Below are 19,339 nucleotides of genomic sequence, written 5' to 3' on the forward strand. Positions count from 1 at the left end.
ACGTCATGACAGAAAAGCTTAGAGCCGGTATCGTCGGCGGGACCGGGATGGTCGGCCAGCGCTTCATCGCTCTTTTGGAAAATCATCCGTGGTTTCAGGTTACGGCAATCGCTGCCAGCGCGAACTCTGCGGGCAAAACGTACGAAGAATCGGTAAAGGGCAGATGGAAGCTTTCCACCCCAATGCCTGAAAGTGTTAAACAAATTCCCGTTCAGGACGCTTCGCGCGTAGAGGAAGTTGCTGCCGGGGTTGACCTGATTTTTTGCGCTGTTGATATGAAGAAAAATGAGATTCAAGCGCTCGAAGAAGCATACGCGAAAGCGGGCGTGCCTGTGATCTCGAATAACTCCGCCCACCGCTGGACGCCGGACGTGCCGATGGTCGTTCCGGAAATCAATCCGGAGCATCTGGAGGTTATCGCTGCCCAGCGCAAGCGTCTCGGAACCGAAACCGGGTTCATCGCCGTTAAGCCCAACTGCTCCATTCAGAGCTATGTGCCGATGCTGACCGCCCTGCTCGGCTTCAAGCCGACACAGGTCATCGCCAGCACTTACCAGGCGATTTCCGGAGCGGGCAAGACCTTTACCGATTGGCCGGATATGCTGGACAACGTCATTCCTTACATTGGCGGAGAAGAAGAGAAGAGCGAGCAGGAGCCACTGCGCATCTGGGGTACCGTTGAAGACGGCCAGATTGTAAAAGCCTCCGCTCCGCATATCACGACACAGTGTATCCGCGTTCCGGTTACGGACGGCCACCTGGCAACCGTATTCGTCTCGTTCGAGAACAAGCCTTCCAAAGAAGACATTCTGGAAAGCTGGAAGAATTACAAAGGCCGCCCGCAGGAGCTTGAACTGCCGAGCGCGCCGAAACAATTCATTACGTATTTCGAAGAAGACAACCGGCCGCAGACGAATCTGGACCGCGACATTGAGAACGGCATGGGCATTTCCGCCGGACGCCTGCGCGAAGATTCACTGTACGACTTCAAATTCGTCGGTCTGTCCCACAATACGCTCCGAGGCGCCGCCGGCGGTGCTGTGCTGATCGCCGAGCTGCTGAAAGCCGAAGGATACATTACCAAACGGTAAGCAAGTCTAAAGCATATTAAATGCCTGTCTCCTGTTCGCAGGAGGCGGGCATTTTTTCGTTCAAACCAGTGCTCGGTGAGCAAAGGCAGCCGATGATTCACTATATTTCAATATCGCAACCATCAAAAGGCACGCCTCTTTCAATAAGTTTGACCGCATAGTTAATTGCATTCCGTTGCTCCACTGTAAGACGACTTTCATCACCATCCCATTCACCTAACCACCAGAAGAATGAACAAATATTCCGATACTCCATAAACATGGGTATTGTCTGTATCCAGTATTCGGAGAGATGATTTTCTTTACCGTAACCCAATAAAAATTCACGTAAGAACAGTTGAGCAAACTCATTTTTAGTTGCACGTTCATCTTTTTGCACTCCCCACCAGATGGCATGAGCGGCAGCAATCGCAATGTCTAATGAAAACCAGCCATAGATACTGTCGTCAAAATCAAAGACGGTTATTTCACTGTCGTCGATAAAAAAATTATAAGGGTGGAAATCATTATGAATCAGTCCAAACGAGTCTCTATCCCTTGGAAGTAAATGAATCCTACGCTCCATGGAGATCAATTTATCAAGAAGTACATTGAAACTGCCTCGCTGCAGATGAGGGCTATTGATGGTCTTTATGCTCCAGCAATCTCTTTTCACAAGAACGTCTGAAGCTCCGTAAGATTTCGAAAGCCGATGCATTCTCCCCATAGTTTCTCCCCAATTCCTAAATACCTTTGGTCCCCAATATTGTTCATCGTTTTTATCAAAAAAGCGACCTGAAGCCGCGTAAAAAGCTGTTGCAATATAACACTTATCTTCATCATGATAAACTGCTGTTAATTGATTTTCTCTTGTTTGGATTGGTAATGACGCACGTAAACCGTTCTTCACCAGATAATAGACCCAATCCACCTCAGCCCTTATCTTCTCTACGTATTCCTGTGGTTTCTGAGATAACCGTAAGATATAGGACAGATCACCCTTGGTAAACCGGTAGACTTCATTTGTTGAGTTGCTCAGGAAGACTAACGTTTCTGCATTAAATTCAAAAGATTTTGCAGCTTTAAGCAATATCTTCGAGCTTGCCATTAAGAATGCCCCCATCTATTAGAGTCACCCGGCCAGGTATAACCAAACAATATATGAAAATTCTAGAAAGATATAGACTTATCTTTTTTCCAAATATAAACTCATAATTAGATAAGGAGTTATTTTCTCTTCTACTAACTCCTATAAGTGTTTATTAATTTGTATATAAGTCCCTCCACTTAACCGTACAAGAAAAAAGATCGGACCAAAGTGTATTGGCCCGATCTTTTATTAGAGTTACGCTTTTCAAGACAACGCGGTCGGCCTAACCATAATTTCGCTGACTAGCGTATCATCAGGTTCATTAATGGCAAACGCGATGGCTCTGGCAATACTGTAAGGAGAAATCCCTATGCCGCTTATTTGATTGGCGATCGTCTGCACTTCCGGGCTGGTAATGCTGTCAAAAAGTTCGGTCTTCGTCAGACCAGGAGCAATCACGGTAGATTTAATACGCGAAGTCGAAGACTCTTCCAGACGCAATCCTTCCGAAATGGCTCTAACTGCGAACTTGGTGGCCGCGTATACGGCATTTGTAGGAGACACATGATAACCGGCGGTAGAGGATAGGTTGATGATATGACCGGACTGCTGCTCCCGCATGGTAGGTAATACCGCTGCGATACCGTATAAAACGCCTTTGATATTCACATCGATCATTTGATCCCACTCTTCTACTCTTAATTCATTCAGCCTGGAACTCGGCATGACCCCTGCATTGTTCACCAATACATCAATTCGGCCATACACACTTAAGGTAAACTTGGCCAAATTCTGCATATCTTCGGCAGAAACGACGTCTGCTTTTACAGAAATGGCCTCGCCGCCACCCTGTTTAATTTCATTAACAATCGCATGCAGACGTTCCTCTCTTCTGGCAGCCAATACCACCTTTGCGCCATTTTGTGCCAACAACTTCGCTGTAGCTTCTCCTATTCCGCTGGAGGCTCCCGTTATAATCACGACTTTATCTCGTACATTTTCCATTGTTAGATGCTCCTTGACCTAAAATTTTTCTTCGAAACGTGTGTTGAATATTTAACGGCCGTTGATTAATATTATAGACAGAAGCACCGATTACTCAATGGTTAATTGATGCGTATTTGTTTTATATAAAACAACACACTCAGAATTGTTGATTAGTTGAAGGAGGTAACGAAAGGAATGGAAAACGCTGTTAAAACCGACCGACGCATTCTCCGAACCAAGCAGTCCATAACGAAGTCGTTTCTGGAGCTTTTTTCGGAAAAAGATTTTGAACAAATCACGATTAACGAGATAGCGGAGCGTGCCAATGTTAACCGCGGCACCGTTTATCTGCATTACAATGACAAATACGACCTTTTGGACAAATGCATTGAAGATCATATCAACGAATTGATCTCGTTGTGCAAGAAACGGGAAGCCACGGTTAACCAAGGAATGGTACGTGAGCCCAAACCGGTTTTTGATTATTTGCGTGACAATTTCCCGTTTTTCTCTGCTATGTTTTCCAATCAAAGAGCCTTTCTATTTCGGGACCAATTGCTGGATTTTATCTCAGTCAATCTTATGGATAAAATGGAAAGGCCGGACAATGAGCCCGTTATCGACATTGAGTTAAAAGCCCAATTCATGGCCTCTGCTTTTATTGGCATTGTGGAGTGGTGGATACGTCATCAAATGCCGCATTCCACACAATTTATGGCCGATCAGGTTAGGAATTTATTTGAAAAAAATCAAGTTTACCCGAAGCAGGAAAACGGGGATACTTAAACGCTGATCCGCGTTAGAGCTTCCCTCATGGTTATGTGTTCGAATCAAAGGAAGGCTGGGTGACCTTCGTTACGTCTGACGCGAATTTTTCGGCGGACAAAGTTATCGTCGCCAACAATCATGGCATATTACTGCGCTGACCCAGAATTTTTTAAGGAAGCCAGTAAGGTATAATAAAGAAAGTCCTACCGATTGGTGGGACTTTCTTTATTTTCTCTATCCGTTAGCTCAAAGATGGTTGACAAGATATAAAACGCTTTCACTTATACCCTCCTTACTTTTTAAACCAATTGAGGGGGGGGATTTGGCATGCTTATTTTTCACTATACTTATAGAATTCTCTTAACTTTCCTGGGAATTTTGACATGCTATTAGCTGTTATCGCTTAACGAGATTGCCGGTGAAACCATATATCCATAATATAACATAGCAAAGGATACTGTATCATGGCGGAGAAAGACTAAAAATACGACCGGTCAGGTTCCCTAAGATTAGGAGAGACTGGATAAGGCAGAAATCTCGCGGATTATAAAGGGTGAGGATGCGAGCTTGGTTTGTTAGCATATTGGGATATGAGAGAATAAAACCGATTGGAGGAGTTAAAACGATGCCAGAGGTTAATCAACGCGACCATTATTTCGATAATGTGAAGTTTGTCTTGATTACGTTCGTGGTCATCGGCCATGTGCTCGAACCCCTTTATTCAACAAGCGAGTCCGCGAAGGCTGTGTACAACTTCATTTACTTTTTTCATATCCCGCTTTTTGTTTTTATAACGGGTTACTTTTCCAAGAAATCGGGGAAGCTTAGCCCCTATCTCGTTCTGTACGTCATTTTTGAAACGATGTATACGCTGCTGGATTATTATCTGAACGGCCGGGCAAACCTGAAATTCACCTTCTTTCTGCCCTATTGGATAACCTGGTACCTGCTAGCGGTTATTTTATGGAAAATCGCCCTGCCGTATTTTACAAAATTAAGGTATCCGATCCTGTTTGCAAGCTGCCTTGCGGTATTAGCCGGCTACGCTTCTACGGAACTGGGGTATAATTTGTCATCGCTCCGGGCGGTCAACTTCTTTCCATTCTTCCTGGCAGGTTACTATATGAAGCGAGAATACTTCTGTTATTTATTTAAATGGCCGGTCAAAATGGCATCTGCGTTTATTATGATCCTCACACTGGGGCTTCTATTCCGCTATGGCCAGAACCTCAATTGCGAATGGCTTTGGGGCAGCTACAGCTACTCCAAATTGGGCAGCCCGGAATGGTATGCGGGGTTATACAGGGTGGCTATTGCAGCTGTATCGGTCATTTTGTCACTTTGCGTTCTCTCCTTGATCCCAACAGGGCGGACACGGATCAGCGAGCCTGGCATTCGTACGATGTATCCCTTTTTGCTGCACGGTTTCGTATTTAAAATAATGGATCATCAAGGCATCTACCGGTATATCAACACTTGGGCGGATCAAATGCTGTTGATTCTGCTTGCCATCGTCATAACCTTTATCTTTTCCATGAAGTGGGTCGAAAAACTCTGCTGGGTGCTTTTCAGCCCTAACTTATCTTGTCTGTATAAAAAGAAAAGCTCACCATTATCGCGTGCGCAATGATTTTTTTCTTTCCACCTGATTTGTTTGATCAACGATTTAATCCGCGTTAGAGCTTCCCGTTAGGGTTAATTGACTATGCAAGAAAAACCTAACTGCTTCATGTTTACTAGTGTGGCGAAGCAGAGAAACTAGCAAAAAAACAGGAAACTCGGCGTCTCGGCGTTTATCGTATTTACCTTCCTTCGTTATACCTTCTTCCCCACCACGACGGAAGAGATTTCGCAAAAAAGAGGCATCAAAATGGGAAGTTCCCTTTACAACTGCTACAAAACTCATCCGGCATCCGTCTAATATACGAAAGGGGGACGGCCGCAACATGGAGGAAGGCACACAGGTACCCGAGCTGTTCCAGCGCTTGTTCCGGGAGCATTACCCCGGGGTGGCGCGGAAGCTCTATGCGTTGACCAGCGATTATGCGGCGGCGGAGGATTTGGCCCAAGAGGTGTTCCTGCGGCTTTACCGGAGCCCTCCGGACCGGCTGGAGGCCGTCGGCGCCTGGCTGCACCGGGTGCTGACCCGGGTGGGCTACGATTATTTGAGACAACGGTCCTCGGGAAAGACGTTACTGGAAAAAGAAACCGCCCGCGTGGCGGCTTGGTCGGAAAGCGCCGCCCCTTCGGGAGAGACGGAAGTCATCCGCGAGTGGGAAAAAGATGTGGTCCGCCGGGTGCTGCAGAAGCTCTCGGACCGGGACCGGACCGCCCTTATGCTTCGGGAGGAAGGGTACAGCTACGAGGAGATTGCCGTCCGGCTGGAGGTCAATCCAAAGATTGTCGGCACGCTGCTGGCCCGGGCGGAGGCACGGCTGAAGAAGAAATACGGGCAGGAGGAGGAGCAGCACGATGGCGGACGGAGCGAAGCGGACCGGCGGTGAGCCGGTTTTTGATACGGATCAGGCTTGGAACCGGTTTGAGAGACTGACGGCCCGGGAGCCGGTTCCGGCGTTTTGGAGGCAGGCGGAGGAAGGCCTGTGTTCGGATGAAACAAGAATCGAGGCACGATCGGATGGAAATCAAGATAATCATGATAAGGATGGTGCAGTTGAGATGAAACAGACGGAAGCATTCCGTGTAACAAAGGGGTCCTCGGCTGACCCAGCGATAGGGGCTGTAAGCGCGACAAGGGCTAACGGAGCGGACGGCGCCTGGCGGACGGAGAGACCGGCCAGGCGCAGGCTTCGGAGACTGACCGCCGGCGTTGCCGCAGCTGTCATGGCTATCGGCCTGTTCACCACCCCCCTGGGGGATCGTGCGCTGGCCGCCATGCTGCATACGTTCCGCATCCAGCACATGGTCGGAGTCGGGATTTCAGCGGATGATATGGCGGCCATCTCCAGCCTTCTGGACCACGGTTCGCCCGAGGGAGACCGGAGCTTCAATCTGGCCCAATACGGCACCTTGACCCAGTCAAGTGGCGGAGAGACCCGTACCATTACCTGGGACGAAGCGGAAAAACGGATGGGCGCCTCCCTGCTCCAGCTGGGGAACTCCACCGCCCCTTCTTACCAGCCAGCTACCACGCTTACCTTCAACCTGAATGTGAACGCGGTCAACCGGCTGCTCACCCGTTTGGGCAGCACTACCACCCTGCCCTCCGAAGCGGACGGCAAAGCCATCCGGCTGTACATCCCGGACGGCATCGCCACAGAGGGCACTTTGTCAGGCAAGCATGTGCGTCTGCTCCAATTCGGCAAGCCGGAGCTGACCGTGGAGAAAGGCATTGATGCGGCAACCGTCCGAGAGGCGGTACTGGGGCTGCCCGTACTGCCGGACAGCCTGCGGACCAAGCTGGCCGCCATCGGCGATTGGCGGAGCACCCTGCCGGTTCCGGCCCATGATGGCGTGACCAGCAACCTCCGGCTCGGCGGACATGATGCGGTCATGACCGCGGATAGCGGGAATCGCTATTTGCTCTGGCTTGGTGGGGACCGGATCAGCCTTCTGAGCGGCGATACGAAGGATTTCCCCACGGAATCCGCCTTCCAGCGGGCCGCGGAGGAGCTTGTCCAGCCATGATGATGATTGACACAGCAGAATTGACCAAGACCTACAACGGCCGCGGCGGCTGCCGCGGTATCACCCTGCAGGTGCCGGAGGGCTGCATCTTCGGCCTGCTGGGACCCAACGGTGCCGGCAAAAGCACCTTCGTCAAAATGCTGGCTGGCCTCCACCGCCCCGACTCCGGGCGGGCCACCGTACTGGGGCAGCCCCTGGGCCGGCCGGAGGCACGGCGCAAGCTCGGGTATTTGCCCGAGCTGTTCCGCTTTCAGGATTGGCTGACCCCGGCGGAGGTGCTCCGCTTCCACGGTCAGCTGGGGGGGCTGCGCCCGCAGGAAACACGGGCGTCCGCCTTCCGCAGCCGGGTCCGGGACACCCTGGAGCTGGTCGGCCTGTCCGATGCCGCAGACCGCCGGGTCGGCGGCTTCTCCAAGGGAATGCAGCAGCGCCTCGGCCTGGCTGCCGCACTGCTCCTGGATCCCGAGCTGGTCATCCTGGACGAACCCGCTTCGGCCCTGGACCCCGTCGGCCGGTACGAGATCCGCAGTCTACTGAAACGGCTCCGGGGCAGGGGCGTGACGATTTTCCTCAATACCCATCTGCTCGAGGATGTGGAGGAGCTATGCGATGAAGCCGCCTTCCTGTACGGAGGCGAGCTGCTGGCGTCGGGACCGCTGCACAAGCTGCTCAGCGGCACCGGAGATAGCGGGAGCAGCGGTACCAACTGGCGCTTCCGGCTCGGCGGCTGGCTCCCGGAGACTTGGGCGGAGCTGAACGAAGCGGTCGGCGGCGCCCTCTCCTCCCAACTGCGCCTGGTCGAGACCGATGAAGACGGCAACGCTCTCCTGACCGCCCGCGTTACGGACCGGGAACAGGCCGGCTACCTGTGCTCCCTATTCATCCGGAGCGGCCTGACGCTCTACGAATCCGGCCCCGAGCCGAACAGTCTGGAGGCCTGGTTCCTCCGGATGGCCGGGTCCCGCCAGGGAGGTGACCCGCAATGACCATGTATATTTCTGCCACCTTCAAGGAGCTGACTCGAAAGAGAGTGTTCCTCGTTACGCTAATTCTGACCTTCATCTTTCTGGTCCTGTTCGCCTTCGGGGTCCGGGAGCTGACCGGCATGACCGGACAGAACCAGGTCTCCCCCGCCGAACGATTGATGAACAGCATGGTGCTGATGGTGCTTGGGCTTTTTTTCTCGCAATTCCTGGCGGCCTTCTTCGTGCTCTTCTCAACCATGGGAACCGTCACGGGCGAGCAGGAGAACGGCCTGCTGCTGGCTGTCGCCGCCCGCCCCATCCCCCGCTGGAAGCTGTATCTGGCCAAATGGCTGGGCCACGCCGTCTGGATCACCGTTTACAGCACAGCCCTGTTCGTTTCCGTGGTTTGGACCATCCACATCCAGGCCGGATTTCCCGTACTGGCGGATGAGATGCTGAGAGGCTTAGGGCTGTTCCTCTGGATGCCCCTCCTTCTTCTCACGATTACCATGCTGGGCTCTGTCTATCTGCCGATGCTGGGGAACGGGATCTGCGCCGCCCTGCTGTACGGATTTGCCCTTTTCAGCGGGCTGGTTGAAGGGGTATCGAGCTATGGAGGGACCCATCCCGCAGTGGAAAAATTCGTCTTTCTGACCGGGCTGCTTCTGCCCACGGACTCGGTCTACCGAAGAAGCCTCTATGAGCTTATGGGGGGAGCAGATTGGGCCGGAATGGCGTTGTCTGACATGGGACCTTTTTCCATGCCGAGTGTTCCTTCAAATGCCTTCCTCTTGTATACGGTGGGATATGCGGCGGTTCTGCTCTTGCTGGGGTGCCGGGCGTTCAGCCGAAAGGATCTGTAGAGCTTGACCCTAACGGAAAAATCATGGTTGGTTGCATTAACTAACCTTGAGAAAAGAGACAGCGGCAGCCCGGGACGAGAAAAAAAGTCCGAGACTGCCGCTGTGCTATTTCACTAAAGTATTCCGGGCATCCATAGATATTATTGTACCTGATTAGCTAAGTCTATTAGGTCGGAAGCTTCTAATTTATTATTACCTAACTGATCGAGGCTTCCGTTGATATAATAAACAAATCGAGCCAAGAATCCTTTATCACTTTCCCACCAGATTGATTGACTGGTCTCGTCCTCTTCGTAATATGCTTGTTTCCCATTTTTAAGTGCAAAAAGTTGCTTTCCTTGCTCTGATATTTTCTCCGGTTCATCAATAACCTTGCTCAGAATATACCTTATTTCCTGCATGGACTGTTTGTTTTTATAATGAAAAACATATTGTTGGAGTACATATGGATTATCCATTGCTATCTCCGTACGAACTTCATTAACTTCAAATGGAAATCTAAACGGTTCATTGAAATCATAAAGCATTGATAAATCTCTATCTTCGGTTAGATTGCTACTACTACATCCACTTATTAAAATAATCAATATTAACAAAACTATAGAATTACTCTTCATTGTTACACCCCTTCTTATTACATTAAAAAAACAAGCATTTTGTTTCGTAAAACTGCCCATTAACCTAATCCCCATGGTATTCAGTGTGCATTTTTCATCACAATCCAGGGAAACTTAACAAGAAAAAATAATGGGATAATAGACATGAAAATAAAACTAAGAATTGCCCTTTTGCTACTGTCACTGATACTAATCATAAGACCCCTGGAATCAAAAGCATATCCGGGAATGCACAATCCAAAGCAAGATTCTACAGAACTCCAAATACAAGACATGCTTATGCTCTTACTAACTCCAGCGATTCAAGACGCAGTCAACAATTATTACTTGAAATATTTAAAGGAGCCGCCCTTGGTTTATCCGTATCAAATAGATGTAGTTCAGATAGAACGAAAAAATGGATTTCGGAGTTTCATGTTATTATTAACGGTGGAAGTGATGCCTGTTGTAGGACCACATATTACAGTAGGCATGGATCGTATTACGTTTGAAATATCTGCGGGACCTACCGTTAAGTTGAAAAAATATAACCACATAAAAGACTTTGAGCTGCCGCCAAATTGGAAGAATATCCTACGTGGAAAGTAGAGGAACCGCAAAAAAACGGGGAACTTAACCCCCTTGCCCTTCTCCGGCAAATGGAATAGCCCCAAGCGGATGCTTGGGGCTAGGATAGCTGTGTCTTCTTGTTGGCTGTGCTTTAATATTTCGAGACCAGATTATACAGCGCCTGCGCGGACTCCGCGCGGGTCGTATTGGCTTTCGGCATGAACCGGCTGCCATCCTTGCCTTTTAAGAGGCTGAGTGAAACGGCTGCGGACACATCGTTCTTCGCCCATCCGCTGATGCCGGAAGCGTCGGTGAACGAAGCTTTTGCCGAACTGTCCGCCGCTTGACCCGTCTTCACCTGGTAGGCCCGGATGATCATGGACGCCATCTCTTCGCGCGTTATTCGCTGCTGCGGGTTGAAGGCTCCCGCGCTTGCGCCCTTGACGATTCCGCTCTCGTAAGCGGCTGCGATGGAATCAGTGTACCATTCCTTTCCAGTCACATCCTTGAACGGAGCCTTACCCTTAGCGGTCAGACCCAACGAACGAACGAGCATTGCTGCGAACTCCGCGCGCGTAACCGGCTGGTTCGGGGCAAATACGCTGCCGTTTACTCCATTCACGATATGCTTCGCACTCAGCACGGTAACGGCCCGGTTCGCCCAATGTCCGGCAGGAACATCGCTGTAAGTCTTCACATACTCCATCGCTGCATAACGGCTGAAGTGAGTCACCTTCGCCTTGAGAAGGCCGCCATCCCACTCTCCTCCAATATACTCCGCGATACCAACGTTATTAAGGTAGTATACACCGGTAAGCTGTGGATCGGCTTTTGCGTCCGTGTGGAAGACAAGCTCTACCGGTTTCGGAAACTCGGAGAGGCTGATGGCCTTTCCATCCTTCGTTACCGCCTGAAGGGAGAAGTCGTACACCTCGCTCGCCAAGCCTATTGAGGTCCCGGTTGGCAGCGAAAGCTGCTTGATCGCTACTTCCTTGGCGGCCTGGTCCAGCTTGCCGACGTTCAGCGCAAGATGCGCCCCATTCAGCTGCTCGGCCGGCAGAAGAGAGGCCAGGGATTGCAGCACCGCGGCCGGAATCGTCAGTGACACTTGTTCTCCCTTGATTTCAATGCGGTCCACACCTCCGGCCGACCCGGATTGAACGGGCAGAACAAGCTGCTGAGCATTACGGTCCAGCGTAATCGAGGCGGCGCCGCTGCTATCCGGCTTCAGTTGATCAGCTGTTACCGTCTGGGTTCCGGCTGGCGGGGTTTGACCGGTTCCCGCGCCACCGCTTCCGCTGCCGGTTCCGCCAGTTCCACCGTTGCCCCCGGTTCCGTCCGAGGTGCTCTGCGGTACAACCTGGATATCAAAGCTCGTAATAAGTCCGTCATAACGGACGGTAATTGCAGCTGTACCCGGCGAAATAGCTTTAACCAGACCACCAGTTTCTACGCTTGCAATCTCCGGTCGGCTCGACTCGAACACGGACAGCGAAGTGACGTCAACCTTGCGGCCATCGCTGTATACCGCTTGAACAACGGTACTCCATGTATCGCCTGCCTTCAGGCTTGAAGCGGGTGCGCTGGCAATTAACTGCGCGGGCTTGTTGTTGTCCGGACCGTCCGGTTTCTTGACGACCTGCACCGTAAACGACTTCGACAGTCCGCCGTAGCGGACGGTAATTGCCGCGCTGCCTTCCGCCAACGCTTTAACAACGCCCTGGGCGCTGACACTGGCGATCTCCGGCTGCGAAGACTCAAACGACGCTTGCGGCGTGACATCCGCTTTGCTGTTGTCGCTGTACAGCGCCTGAACGGATGTGCTCCATGTGTCGCCCACGGTCAGGCTGGAAGCCGGAGCTGCAGCAGATAATCCGGTCAGTGTCGGCTTCACCGGCTCGCCCCCACTGCCGTTATCGGTTCCGGTTCTTGTGACGGTAATCGTCAATGTTTTGGTAGCTTGACCGGCGCGTCCCTTATCCGTATACCAAGGCAGGGCCAGCGTTTCGGCTGTCGGCTCAATATGAAGCACGAACTTGTTCACACCCGGCGTAAGCGGGATTCCGCTCAGCAGAACGTTGCCATGAGCATCCATCGCGCCTTCCGGGATCGGCTGCCCGTTAATCGTAAAGGCTACGCCGTAAGGCACGAACGCCTTCAAATTCATGGCACTGTCTTCGGTTGCATACTCAATGTCCGTGCCATATGAGGTTCGGGGCAGCGTGACGATCATCGGCATATCGACCCAGCGCAGCACATAGTCGTCGACGACCTGCTTGCTGCCGCCCTGATTGGCGATCGTCAGCCTCATATTGGTGTCGGTAGAGCTGTAAGCCCAGTTGCCCATATCCGTCGTGTCATTTGCAGAACGCGTATGGCTGGTGAACGCTTCAGTCTCCCAGCTGCCGCGGGTATATTTATACTGGATGGACTTGCCAGCCATCATCTTGAAATTGTATTCGACCACACTTCTGTTGGTCGCGCCGCTCGGCACCTTCAGCGGAGTCGAAGCGGCATTCCAGCCGTTGAAGTCGCCCGCGATATTAATGGTGTCTGTGCTCGGCGTGTAATCCGGCAGATGCAGGCGAAGCGTGACATCCACCATAACCAGCTTCGGCGTGACGGCCTGCTCCTCGGAGTAAGAGCGGTTGTAGGCGGCATCATAGGCTGCAACTTTGTACGTGTAAGCCGTATCGTTGCTGACCGTGTAATCCTTATACTCCCGTACCGTCTTATCCAGAGAGGCGATCAGCTTGTAATCTGGCCCGTCTCCCTTCCGGTATATTTCGATGCCCGCAGCATCCGCCGCGTCAAGGGTCCAGGTTAAATGCGTCATATTGGATTCAACCGGGATATCCGCCAGAGCCGGCGATGAAGGCGGCTCCGTATCGGCAGGATCGGAAGAAACGTTCACCGTCTCCGGTGCGGAGGATACGAAGCTTTCTCCGTTATCGGTGGATACTTGGGCCAAATACGTATAGCTGCCCGCGAATATCGGCTCAAAAGCCGCCCAATAAATCTTGGAGCCGCTTGGCTCATTGTCCGTTTTGTACCGGAGCTTTGTCTCCAGTGCCTGATCCGGCGAGCCCGCGCTCGGATAATAGATCAGCTTGGCGATCACACCCTCCGGCTCTTGATACACACTCGAAGGCACATCCGTCAATCCGGGAATGCGGATTTCCGCCTGGATTTCATAGGTGGCACTGCCGACACCGGCCGTCATATCCTCTGCTTTTTGCACGATCGTCACTGAATCGATGACAAAAGCAGGCGTCGCCGAAGCCATGTCGCACGGATCGCTCTCGTTGGCACCCGCTATGGCCGTCACCGTGTAATAGTACTTGCTTCCGTTCGTTACGCTGCTGTCGGTGAAGCTTGGCGTATCGCTCTCGCCCACCTTCTGCAAATCGCCGCCCTCAATCGCGGCCCGGTAGATTACATAACCGTCGGCTCCGTCTACGGCGCTCCAGGACAGAGCTACACTGCCGTCTCCGCCAGTGGCGTGGAGTCCCGTTACCTGGGGCACAACCGACAGCTCGCCCGTCGACAGCATCATAATGCCGGAGAGCGCCGGGATCGTCAGGCTGATCTTGCCGCCGGTCACCGTACCGGTAGCGTCACTGCCAAGCTGGTCTGCCAGTGTCAAGCCGTCCGGAAGAAATCCGGTCACATCAGCGTTCACCGTTTGGGCTTCGGTGCCCCGGTTGATAGCGACCAGTCCGCCTTTGGTGTCGTTTTTGCGGGCGTAGACAATAACATCTCCGCTGGCGTATGCCACCTTCAGATCGCCGGTACGGAAGACCTCATTGTCGTTCCGGACTTTAGCCGCAGACTGATATGTCTGGAACAGCTCCGCATATTTGCCCGTCGCACTGTATTCACCGCCGCCCGCAATAATTCTCTCCCACGGAAAAGTCCGTCTGGAATCGGGGTCTTTCGTACCCGTCACGCCGACTTCATCCCCGTAGTAAATGGTCGGAGCGCCGGGATACCCCATTTGCAGAATCGCCGTCAAGGCCTGCAGCTTAAGCGCTCGGTCCGAAGCGTCATCAGCAATGACTAAATGCTCTTCCTCATAGTCGGGATGATCATATTTGGTGATCGAGCGGGTCGTGTCATGCGAATCGACTAGATTCAGCATCGCCTGCCAGGCTTCCTTCGGATAATCCTCGCGGATCGATTCCAGCGACTGGTTCAGCGTATTCGCGTCACCGGAAATCATATAGCTCTGAACCGCGCCGCGGAAACGGTAGTTCATCACCGAGTCGAACTGGTCGCCCAGCAGGTAGCGTGTCGCCACGCCCCATTCTTCGCCCAGAATTACCGGGTTCTCGATCGGATTTCCGTTGGCGTCGGTTTTTCCTTCCACGGATTTGACCGCTTCGCGGAATTTCTTCCACGTTCCGCTGGATACGTCGGGAGCCACGTCCAGCCGCCAGCCGCTCGAGCCCATCCACATCCATCTCTGCGAGTTGGCGGATTCCATCGCCTTCTGAGCACCCGCTTCACTCAGCCCGCCAAGATCATGCCCAATTACCTCCTCCCGGTAGCCGATGTTGTTCCATTCATTCTGTCCATCAATTGCTTGCGCATCCGCCGGGAAAAACTCCGTTGCCGCCGTCTGCGGATCTTTCGCATCCATCGCCGGCAGCGAGTCATATCCCCACCAGGCGTCGTACTTGTAATGCTTGTTGTCGTCGTCGCGATTCTTGACCTTTTCATTGGTGATTGTGAACCATGTTGTATACGTAAAATCGTCCGGATACTTATAGTGCGTCCCTGTCAGCGGATTGATCTTGCTTGTGAACTCCGTGCGCACCGCCTCTTCGGCATCTGCTTGGGACAAGTTGCCTAAGTTCATTTTGTCGTAGACTTTGGCCCAGTACTCGTAAGCGCCAATCTCGGGGTATTTACTATACCGGTCAAAATAAATCGAATCGTCACCAACATGGTTAAACACGCCGTCGTTAATGATATGCATGCCCTGCTCGCGGGCAGCCTTGGCAAAAGCCTGGTATACCCGGTCGGATTCCGCCCGCGTAGCGGTGTAATCGAGTCCCGAGGACGGATCGCCGGGGGTACGGTATACCGGCTTGCCGAACATCGGATCAAGATGCCCGTAATCGGTGGCGTCGTATTTATGGTTGGAGGCCGCCCAGGCTACCGGATTCAAGTACAAGGTGTTGATGCCCAGCGATTTCAGATAGCCGAGCTTATCCTGAATGCCCTGGATATCACCGCCGTAAAATTCGTTCGTCCATGCTCCGTCCGTCTTGGCGCCCGGATAGTACGGCTGATTCTCGGCAGTTGTGCGGTCCGGGTTCTCGGGAACATCGCCCCAGGTTCCCCATACCTGATCCGGGGTCGGATCATTGGTTACCCCGCCGTCAAAATACTGCAGCTTCTGTCCGCCCTTATCCGTCGCATATTGACCGGAATTCGTGCCGCGGTATCCGTCCTCCGTCTTGGCGCGGTTATTGCTCTTGTCCCCGTCAAAGAAACGGTCCGGAAAAATCTGATAAACGACCGCATTCTTCATCCAGTCCGGCGTCTTGTAATCCGGATCGTATACCGTCAGGTCGTACGGCACCGCGCCTTCGTCGCTGACGCTGCCGCTTCCGCCTCTGGAAGTGTCGTCACCGTACTCGACTTTTGCCGTTCCGTCCACCAGTATGAATTTATAGCCCCAGATGCCGATTTTGGAGAACTGGCTTCCCGGAATCGTCACTTCAAAATAATCCTTGTTCCCTACCGAAGTCACCCGGTTCATCGTGAAATCCTTGGACAGCGAATCCGGGTTCGTCAGTTCGACTTTGGCGAGCTGCACGTCGCCCTTCAGGGCGGCAATGCGCAGCGTTACATCCTCCTGTCCCGATTTGATCGCTCCAAAAGGCTTCTTGTAAGTGATCGAGCGGCTGTCGAAAGAAACGGAGCCTTTATCGATTTTGCCGTCGAAGCTGGAGTTCTTCGAGACGTAATCATGGGTGAGATTTTTGCTGCCGGAGCTGTAATCGATGGAAAAAGTTACGTTGGCTGGATCAAGCACATTGATCGCCAGGTTCTGGCCGTTGTCTCCGTAATTTTCATCGCTGTTCCAGTCGGTACCGAAAATGACCTTCGCCTGATAGTTCCCCACGGGCAGGGTCCGCTGGATTTTGTAGACCGTATTATCGAAGTTGTAATCGACGAAAAACTGCCGGCTTCCTCCCGGCGACCATTCCGCTTCCCCGAAGACAGACTGCAAATCGCCGACCAGTCTTGGCCATTTCGCCTCAGGCAGGACCGGTGTGTACTGTTGAATACCCTGCACGTTCGGCAGGTTGATCCGCGCCTCGTTCAGTTCCTCGTTTATGTAGAAATTGACTTTGGCGGAAGCGCTCAAATCAAAGGCAAAGTTGTTCCCCGCATTGTCAAATCCGGTCCAGGTACCCGATCTGACCAGCTTGAACTCGTAATGACCGGCCGGGAGCACGATCGAATACACATAAAAGCCCCCTGCCAGATGCTTCATCTGCATCTCTTCGTTGCTGTTGTTCCAATCCTTGATGCCGACAACGATCCATTTGGTCGACCCGCCCGGCTGATCGGTCAAAGGATCAGCAGCCAGCGTCTCCGTATCGGCATTTGCCGCGGCCGGAACCAGCCCCGATACTAATTGGAGAACCATAATGATAGCGGTTACAACAGACAGCCAGCGCCAGCGTTTTTTTCCATACGACGTTGACATAAAGCTCATACCACCTCCGCAAAATAATAGACTTCAAACACTGTGCTAACGTTTGCACAAAGCCCATAAAAAAACTGCTGCTCTCTTCAGATCATCAAACTCAAGTTCATTTCCCATCGCTTTGAGTCGTTTTCCAAATCCAACAGCAGATCGCTTTAACGAACGTTTGCATCCCAATGCCTATTCGATCATAGCATATCGGCAAAATGATGTAAACGCTTTATTTGGGTTTCTCTGGAGATTTATTTTAGGATTTAAGCAGGCCCAGCGCCTTGTTCTTCTCCTTGAAGCGTTCGTTATGCGTTGAGACATAAGCGGTCTTCGGTGCCTCGGGGTCCAGATACAGCTTGGCGCTGTTCAGGGCCAATACCGCGTCCGTAAAGGTGCCGGCTATCAGCCTTACCTTACTGCCGTAATTCACGAAATCTCCGGCCGCGAACACGCCGGGCAGATTTGTCTCCAGCTTCTCGCTGACATTGACGTTCCGCTCTCCCATATCGAGCCCCCAATCTCTCACCGGCCCGAAATCGGATCTCATTCCATGATTAACGATAACGGCATCCACCACCAAACGCTCCGTGTTCCCGGTTTCCGTATGACAGATGGTAACTTCTTCTATTCGTTTGCCGCCGCTGCTGTGCAGTTGGCTTACCGTGAAAGGCGTACACACACGAACGGAGGACGCCTTCATCAGCGCAATATTTTTCTCATGTCCGCCAAACTCCTCCCGCCGGTGCACCACGGTAACCTGTGCCGCAACGGGCTCCAGCGCGTTCGCCCAATCCACAGCGGAGTCGCCGCCGCCGGATATCAGCACATTTTTGCTTCGGAACGGCTCCAATTCCTGAACGGTATAATGCAGATTCGATATTTCATACCGGTCCGCCCCTTCGATCTCCAGCTTGGCCAGTTTGCGAATACCGTAGCCGATCGCCAGAATGACGGTACGGGTCCAATGTTTATTTCCCGCGGCCGTAGTCAGCATATAGGTTCCGTCTTCCTGGCGGTCCATCGAGACCACCTGCTCACCCAGGACAATCGCCGGGTCAAAAGTAAGCGCCTGAAGCTTCAGCCGGTCGATTAACTGACGACACTGAATTGGCGTGACTCCGCCTACGTCCCAAATGATTTTTTCCGGGTAAAACAGCATTTTTCCACCCAGCTCCGGATTGACGTCAATCAGCTTGGTCTTCAAATCCCGCAAACCGCTGTAAAAAGCCGTATACATTCCGGCAGGGCCTCCACCGATAATCGTCACATCAAATAATTCCTGTTGATTGCTCATTGCTCTCCTCCAGATCGGACGTTTAAGTCGACATTTTATTCTCGCGATTGATAATCATTATCATTTGAATTGTATCCGATCCCGCTACCTTTGGCAACAGAAAAAGCCCGGACGACCCCGCCCGGACTTGATTCCCTGCTGTATGTACCTCTCTTAGGAAGCTAATGCCTCCTGCTTACTCAGCAGGGGGCGTAAACGTGCGGGCTGCAAATTCCGCATCCAGCATAAAGAATGCGTTGCTGTCGTTCTCGATCCGCTTCAGCTTTTGGATAATGCTGCTGAACAACGCCTCTTCCTCGACCTGCTCGTCAATGAACCATTTCAGAAAATAAATTGTGGCATGCTCACGTGCATCGAGCGCCAAATCGGCCAGATGATAGAATTTGCTGGTGTTCTTCTGCTCATGAGCGTAACTCGCCTCAAAAGCTTCCAGAACTGAAGCATACTCATTTTTCGGCTCCGGCAGTGCCGCCAGCGTAGCCCGGTGATCCCGGTCGTTCAGGAATTTGTAGATCTTCATGGCATGGAAACGTTCCTCTTCCGCCTGAATCAGAAAAAAGTTCGCGAATCCGTCCAGACTCTCGCCCGAACAATACGCCGCCATCGCCATGTATACATGCGCCGAATAAAACTCGAAATTCATTTGATCGTTTAACGCCTTTGCCAGTTCCTCTTGCATGTAACCACACTCCATCCTGTTTATATTTTCCCCTACATCATACCATGAAGTCTGTTTTGAATGCCTGACATCAGAGCGAAAAACTTGTCGAATC

The 19,339-nt window shown here is 52.1% G+C and carries 14 protein-coding genes; 8 read left to right on the plus strand and 6 right to left on the minus strand.

The features are described from left to right. The first annotated feature begins 5 nt into the window (after window positions 1–5). Window positions 6–1,091, plus strand: coding sequence for an aspartate-semialdehyde dehydrogenase (asd, locus tag G5B47_RS03945; RefSeq protein ID WP_165094553.1), 1,086 nt, complete (start codon window positions 6–8; stop codon window positions 1,089–1,091). Between the two features lie 100 nt (window positions 1,092–1,191). Here asd and G5B47_RS03950 read toward each other — a convergent pair whose 3' ends face one another. Together G5B47_RS03950 and G5B47_RS03955 are read right to left on the minus strand one after the other, a co-directional pair. After that, entirely contained in the window at window positions 1,192–2,178 is a 987-nt protein-coding gene (locus G5B47_RS03950; RefSeq protein ID WP_165094556.1) for a phosphotransferase enzyme family protein, read from the minus strand. 246 nt (window positions 2,179–2,424) lie between these two features. Beyond that, window positions 2,425–3,165, minus strand: coding sequence for an SDR family oxidoreductase (locus G5B47_RS03955; protein ID WP_165094558.1), 741 nt, complete (start codon window positions 3,163–3,165; stop codon window positions 2,425–2,427). Between the two features lie 177 nt (window positions 3,166–3,342). On the opposite strand from G5B47_RS03955, the gene G5B47_RS03960 reads away from it, so the two are divergent. The 6 genes from G5B47_RS03960 (at window position 3,343) to G5B47_RS03985 (ending at window position 9,388) form a co-directional block, all read left to right on the plus strand. Continuing rightward, on the plus strand, window positions 3,343–3,933 hold the full coding sequence (locus tag G5B47_RS03960; protein WP_165094561.1) for a TetR/AcrR family transcriptional regulator: 591 nt from the start codon (window positions 3,343–3,345) through the stop codon (window positions 3,931–3,933). A 607-nt stretch (window positions 3,934–4,540) separates the two neighbouring features. After that, the gene (locus G5B47_RS03965; RefSeq protein ID WP_168128749.1) at window positions 4,541–5,545 is read left to right on the plus strand and encodes an acyltransferase family protein; all 1,005 of its coding nucleotides are present in this window, start codon (window positions 4,541–4,543) and stop codon (window positions 5,543–5,545) included. Window positions 5,546–5,861: 316 nt separating this feature from the next. Next, complete coding sequence (locus G5B47_RS03970; RefSeq protein WP_165094566.1) at window positions 5,862–6,419, plus strand: sigma-70 family RNA polymerase sigma factor; 558 nt, start codon at window positions 5,862–5,864, stop codon at window positions 6,417–6,419. Further along, window positions 6,388–7,560, plus strand: coding sequence for a hypothetical protein (locus G5B47_RS03975; protein ID WP_165094569.1), 1,173 nt, complete (start codon window positions 6,388–6,390; stop codon window positions 7,558–7,560). Before G5B47_RS03970 ends, G5B47_RS03975 begins: the two co-directional genes overlap by 32 nt. Then, window positions 7,557–8,546 (plus strand): ABC transporter ATP-binding protein, encoded by a 990-nt coding sequence (locus G5B47_RS03980; protein ID WP_165094572.1) that lies wholly within the window; start codon window positions 7,557–7,559, stop codon window positions 8,544–8,546. The genes G5B47_RS03975 and G5B47_RS03980 overlap by 4 nt, the downstream gene beginning before the upstream one ends. Further along, a complete protein-coding gene (locus G5B47_RS03985; protein WP_165094575.1) occupies window positions 8,543–9,388 on the plus strand; it encodes an ABC transporter permease subunit in 846 nt (281 codons plus the stop codon). The genes G5B47_RS03980 and G5B47_RS03985 overlap by 4 nt, the downstream gene beginning before the upstream one ends. A gap of 140 nt (window positions 9,389–9,528) precedes the next feature. On the opposite strand, the gene G5B47_RS03990 is transcribed toward G5B47_RS03985, so the two are convergent. Then, window positions 9,529–10,065 carry a hypothetical protein gene (locus G5B47_RS03990; protein ID WP_165094577.1) on the minus strand — a complete coding sequence of 179 codons (537 nt, stop codon included), beginning with the start codon at window positions 10,063–10,065 and terminating at the stop codon, window positions 9,529–9,531. An 84-nt stretch (window positions 10,066–10,149) separates the two neighbouring features. Here G5B47_RS03990 and G5B47_RS03995 point away from each other — a divergent pair, with 84 nt between their 5' ends. Further along, entirely contained in the window at window positions 10,150–10,593 is a 444-nt protein-coding gene (locus G5B47_RS03995) for a DUF3888 domain-containing protein (protein WP_165094580.1), read from the plus strand. A gap of 112 nt (window positions 10,594–10,705) precedes the next feature. Here the strand turns inward: G5B47_RS03995 and G5B47_RS04000 are convergent, their stop codons facing one another. From G5B47_RS04000 to G5B47_RS04010, 3 genes are all read right to left on the minus strand, one after another. Next, window positions 10,706–17,281, minus strand: coding sequence for an S-layer homology domain-containing protein (locus G5B47_RS04000; RefSeq protein ID WP_165094582.1), 6,576 nt, complete (start codon window positions 17,279–17,281; stop codon window positions 10,706–10,708). Between the two features lie 247 nt (window positions 17,282–17,528). After that, window positions 17,529–18,566 (minus strand): NAD(P)/FAD-dependent oxidoreductase, encoded by a 1,038-nt coding sequence (locus tag G5B47_RS04005; RefSeq protein WP_165094584.1) that lies wholly within the window; start codon window positions 18,564–18,566, stop codon window positions 17,529–17,531. 175 nt (window positions 18,567–18,741) lie between these two features. Next, window positions 18,742–19,245: a ferritin gene (locus G5B47_RS04010; RefSeq protein WP_165094586.1), complete on the minus strand. Its 504-nt coding sequence runs from the start codon at window positions 19,243–19,245 to the stop codon at window positions 18,742–18,744. Between the last annotated feature and the right edge of the window lie 94 nt (window positions 19,246–19,339).

This window comes from Paenibacillus apii (assembly GCF_011043685.1).
Taxonomy (GTDB): Bacteria; Bacillota; Bacilli; order Paenibacillales; family Paenibacillaceae; genus Paenibacillus_AQ; species Paenibacillus_AQ sabinae.

Bases quoted from the DNA above. Each gene is read 5' to 3' on its own strand.
- G5B47_RS03955 (WP_165094558.1), bottom strand. From the start codon at position 3,165: ATGGAAAATGTACGAGATAAAGTCGTGATTATAACGGGAGCCTCCAGC.
- G5B47_RS04000 (WP_165094582.1), bottom strand. From the start codon at position 17,281: ATGTCAACGTCGTATGGAAAAAAACGCTGGCGCTGGCTGTCTGTTGTA.
- G5B47_RS03960 (WP_165094561.1), top strand. From the start codon at position 3,343: ATGGAAAACGCTGTTAAAACCGACCGACGCATTCTCCGAACCAAGCAG.
- asd (WP_165094553.1), top strand. From the start codon at position 6: ATGACAGAAAAGCTTAGAGCCGGTATCGTCGGCGGGACCGGGATGGTC.
- G5B47_RS03980 (WP_165094572.1), top strand. From the start codon at position 7,557: ATGATGATGATTGACACAGCAGAATTGACCAAGACCTACAACGGCCGC.
- G5B47_RS04010 (WP_165094586.1), bottom strand. From the start codon at position 19,245: ATGCAAGAGGAACTGGCAAAGGCGTTAAACGATCAAATGAATTTCGAG.
- G5B47_RS03995 (WP_165094580.1), top strand. From the start codon at position 10,150: ATGAAAATAAAACTAAGAATTGCCCTTTTGCTACTGTCACTGATACTA.
- G5B47_RS03970 (WP_165094566.1), top strand. From the start codon at position 5,862: ATGGAGGAAGGCACACAGGTACCCGAGCTGTTCCAGCGCTTGTTCCGG.
- G5B47_RS03965 (WP_168128749.1), top strand. From the start codon at position 4,541: ATGCCAGAGGTTAATCAACGCGACCATTATTTCGATAATGTGAAGTTT.
- G5B47_RS03950 (WP_165094556.1), bottom strand. From the start codon at position 2,178: ATGGCAAGCTCGAAGATATTGCTTAAAGCTGCAAAATCTTTTGAATTT.
- G5B47_RS03990 (WP_165094577.1), bottom strand. From the start codon at position 10,065: ATGGGCAGTTTTACGAAACAAAATGCTTGTTTTTTTAATGTAATAAGA.
- G5B47_RS03975 (WP_165094569.1), top strand. From the start codon at position 6,388: ATGGCGGACGGAGCGAAGCGGACCGGCGGTGAGCCGGTTTTTGATACG.
- G5B47_RS04005 (WP_165094584.1), bottom strand. From the start codon at position 18,566: ATGAGCAATCAACAGGAATTATTTGATGTGACGATTATCGGTGGAGGC.
- G5B47_RS03985 (WP_165094575.1), top strand. From the start codon at position 8,543: ATGACCATGTATATTTCTGCCACCTTCAAGGAGCTGACTCGAAAGAGA.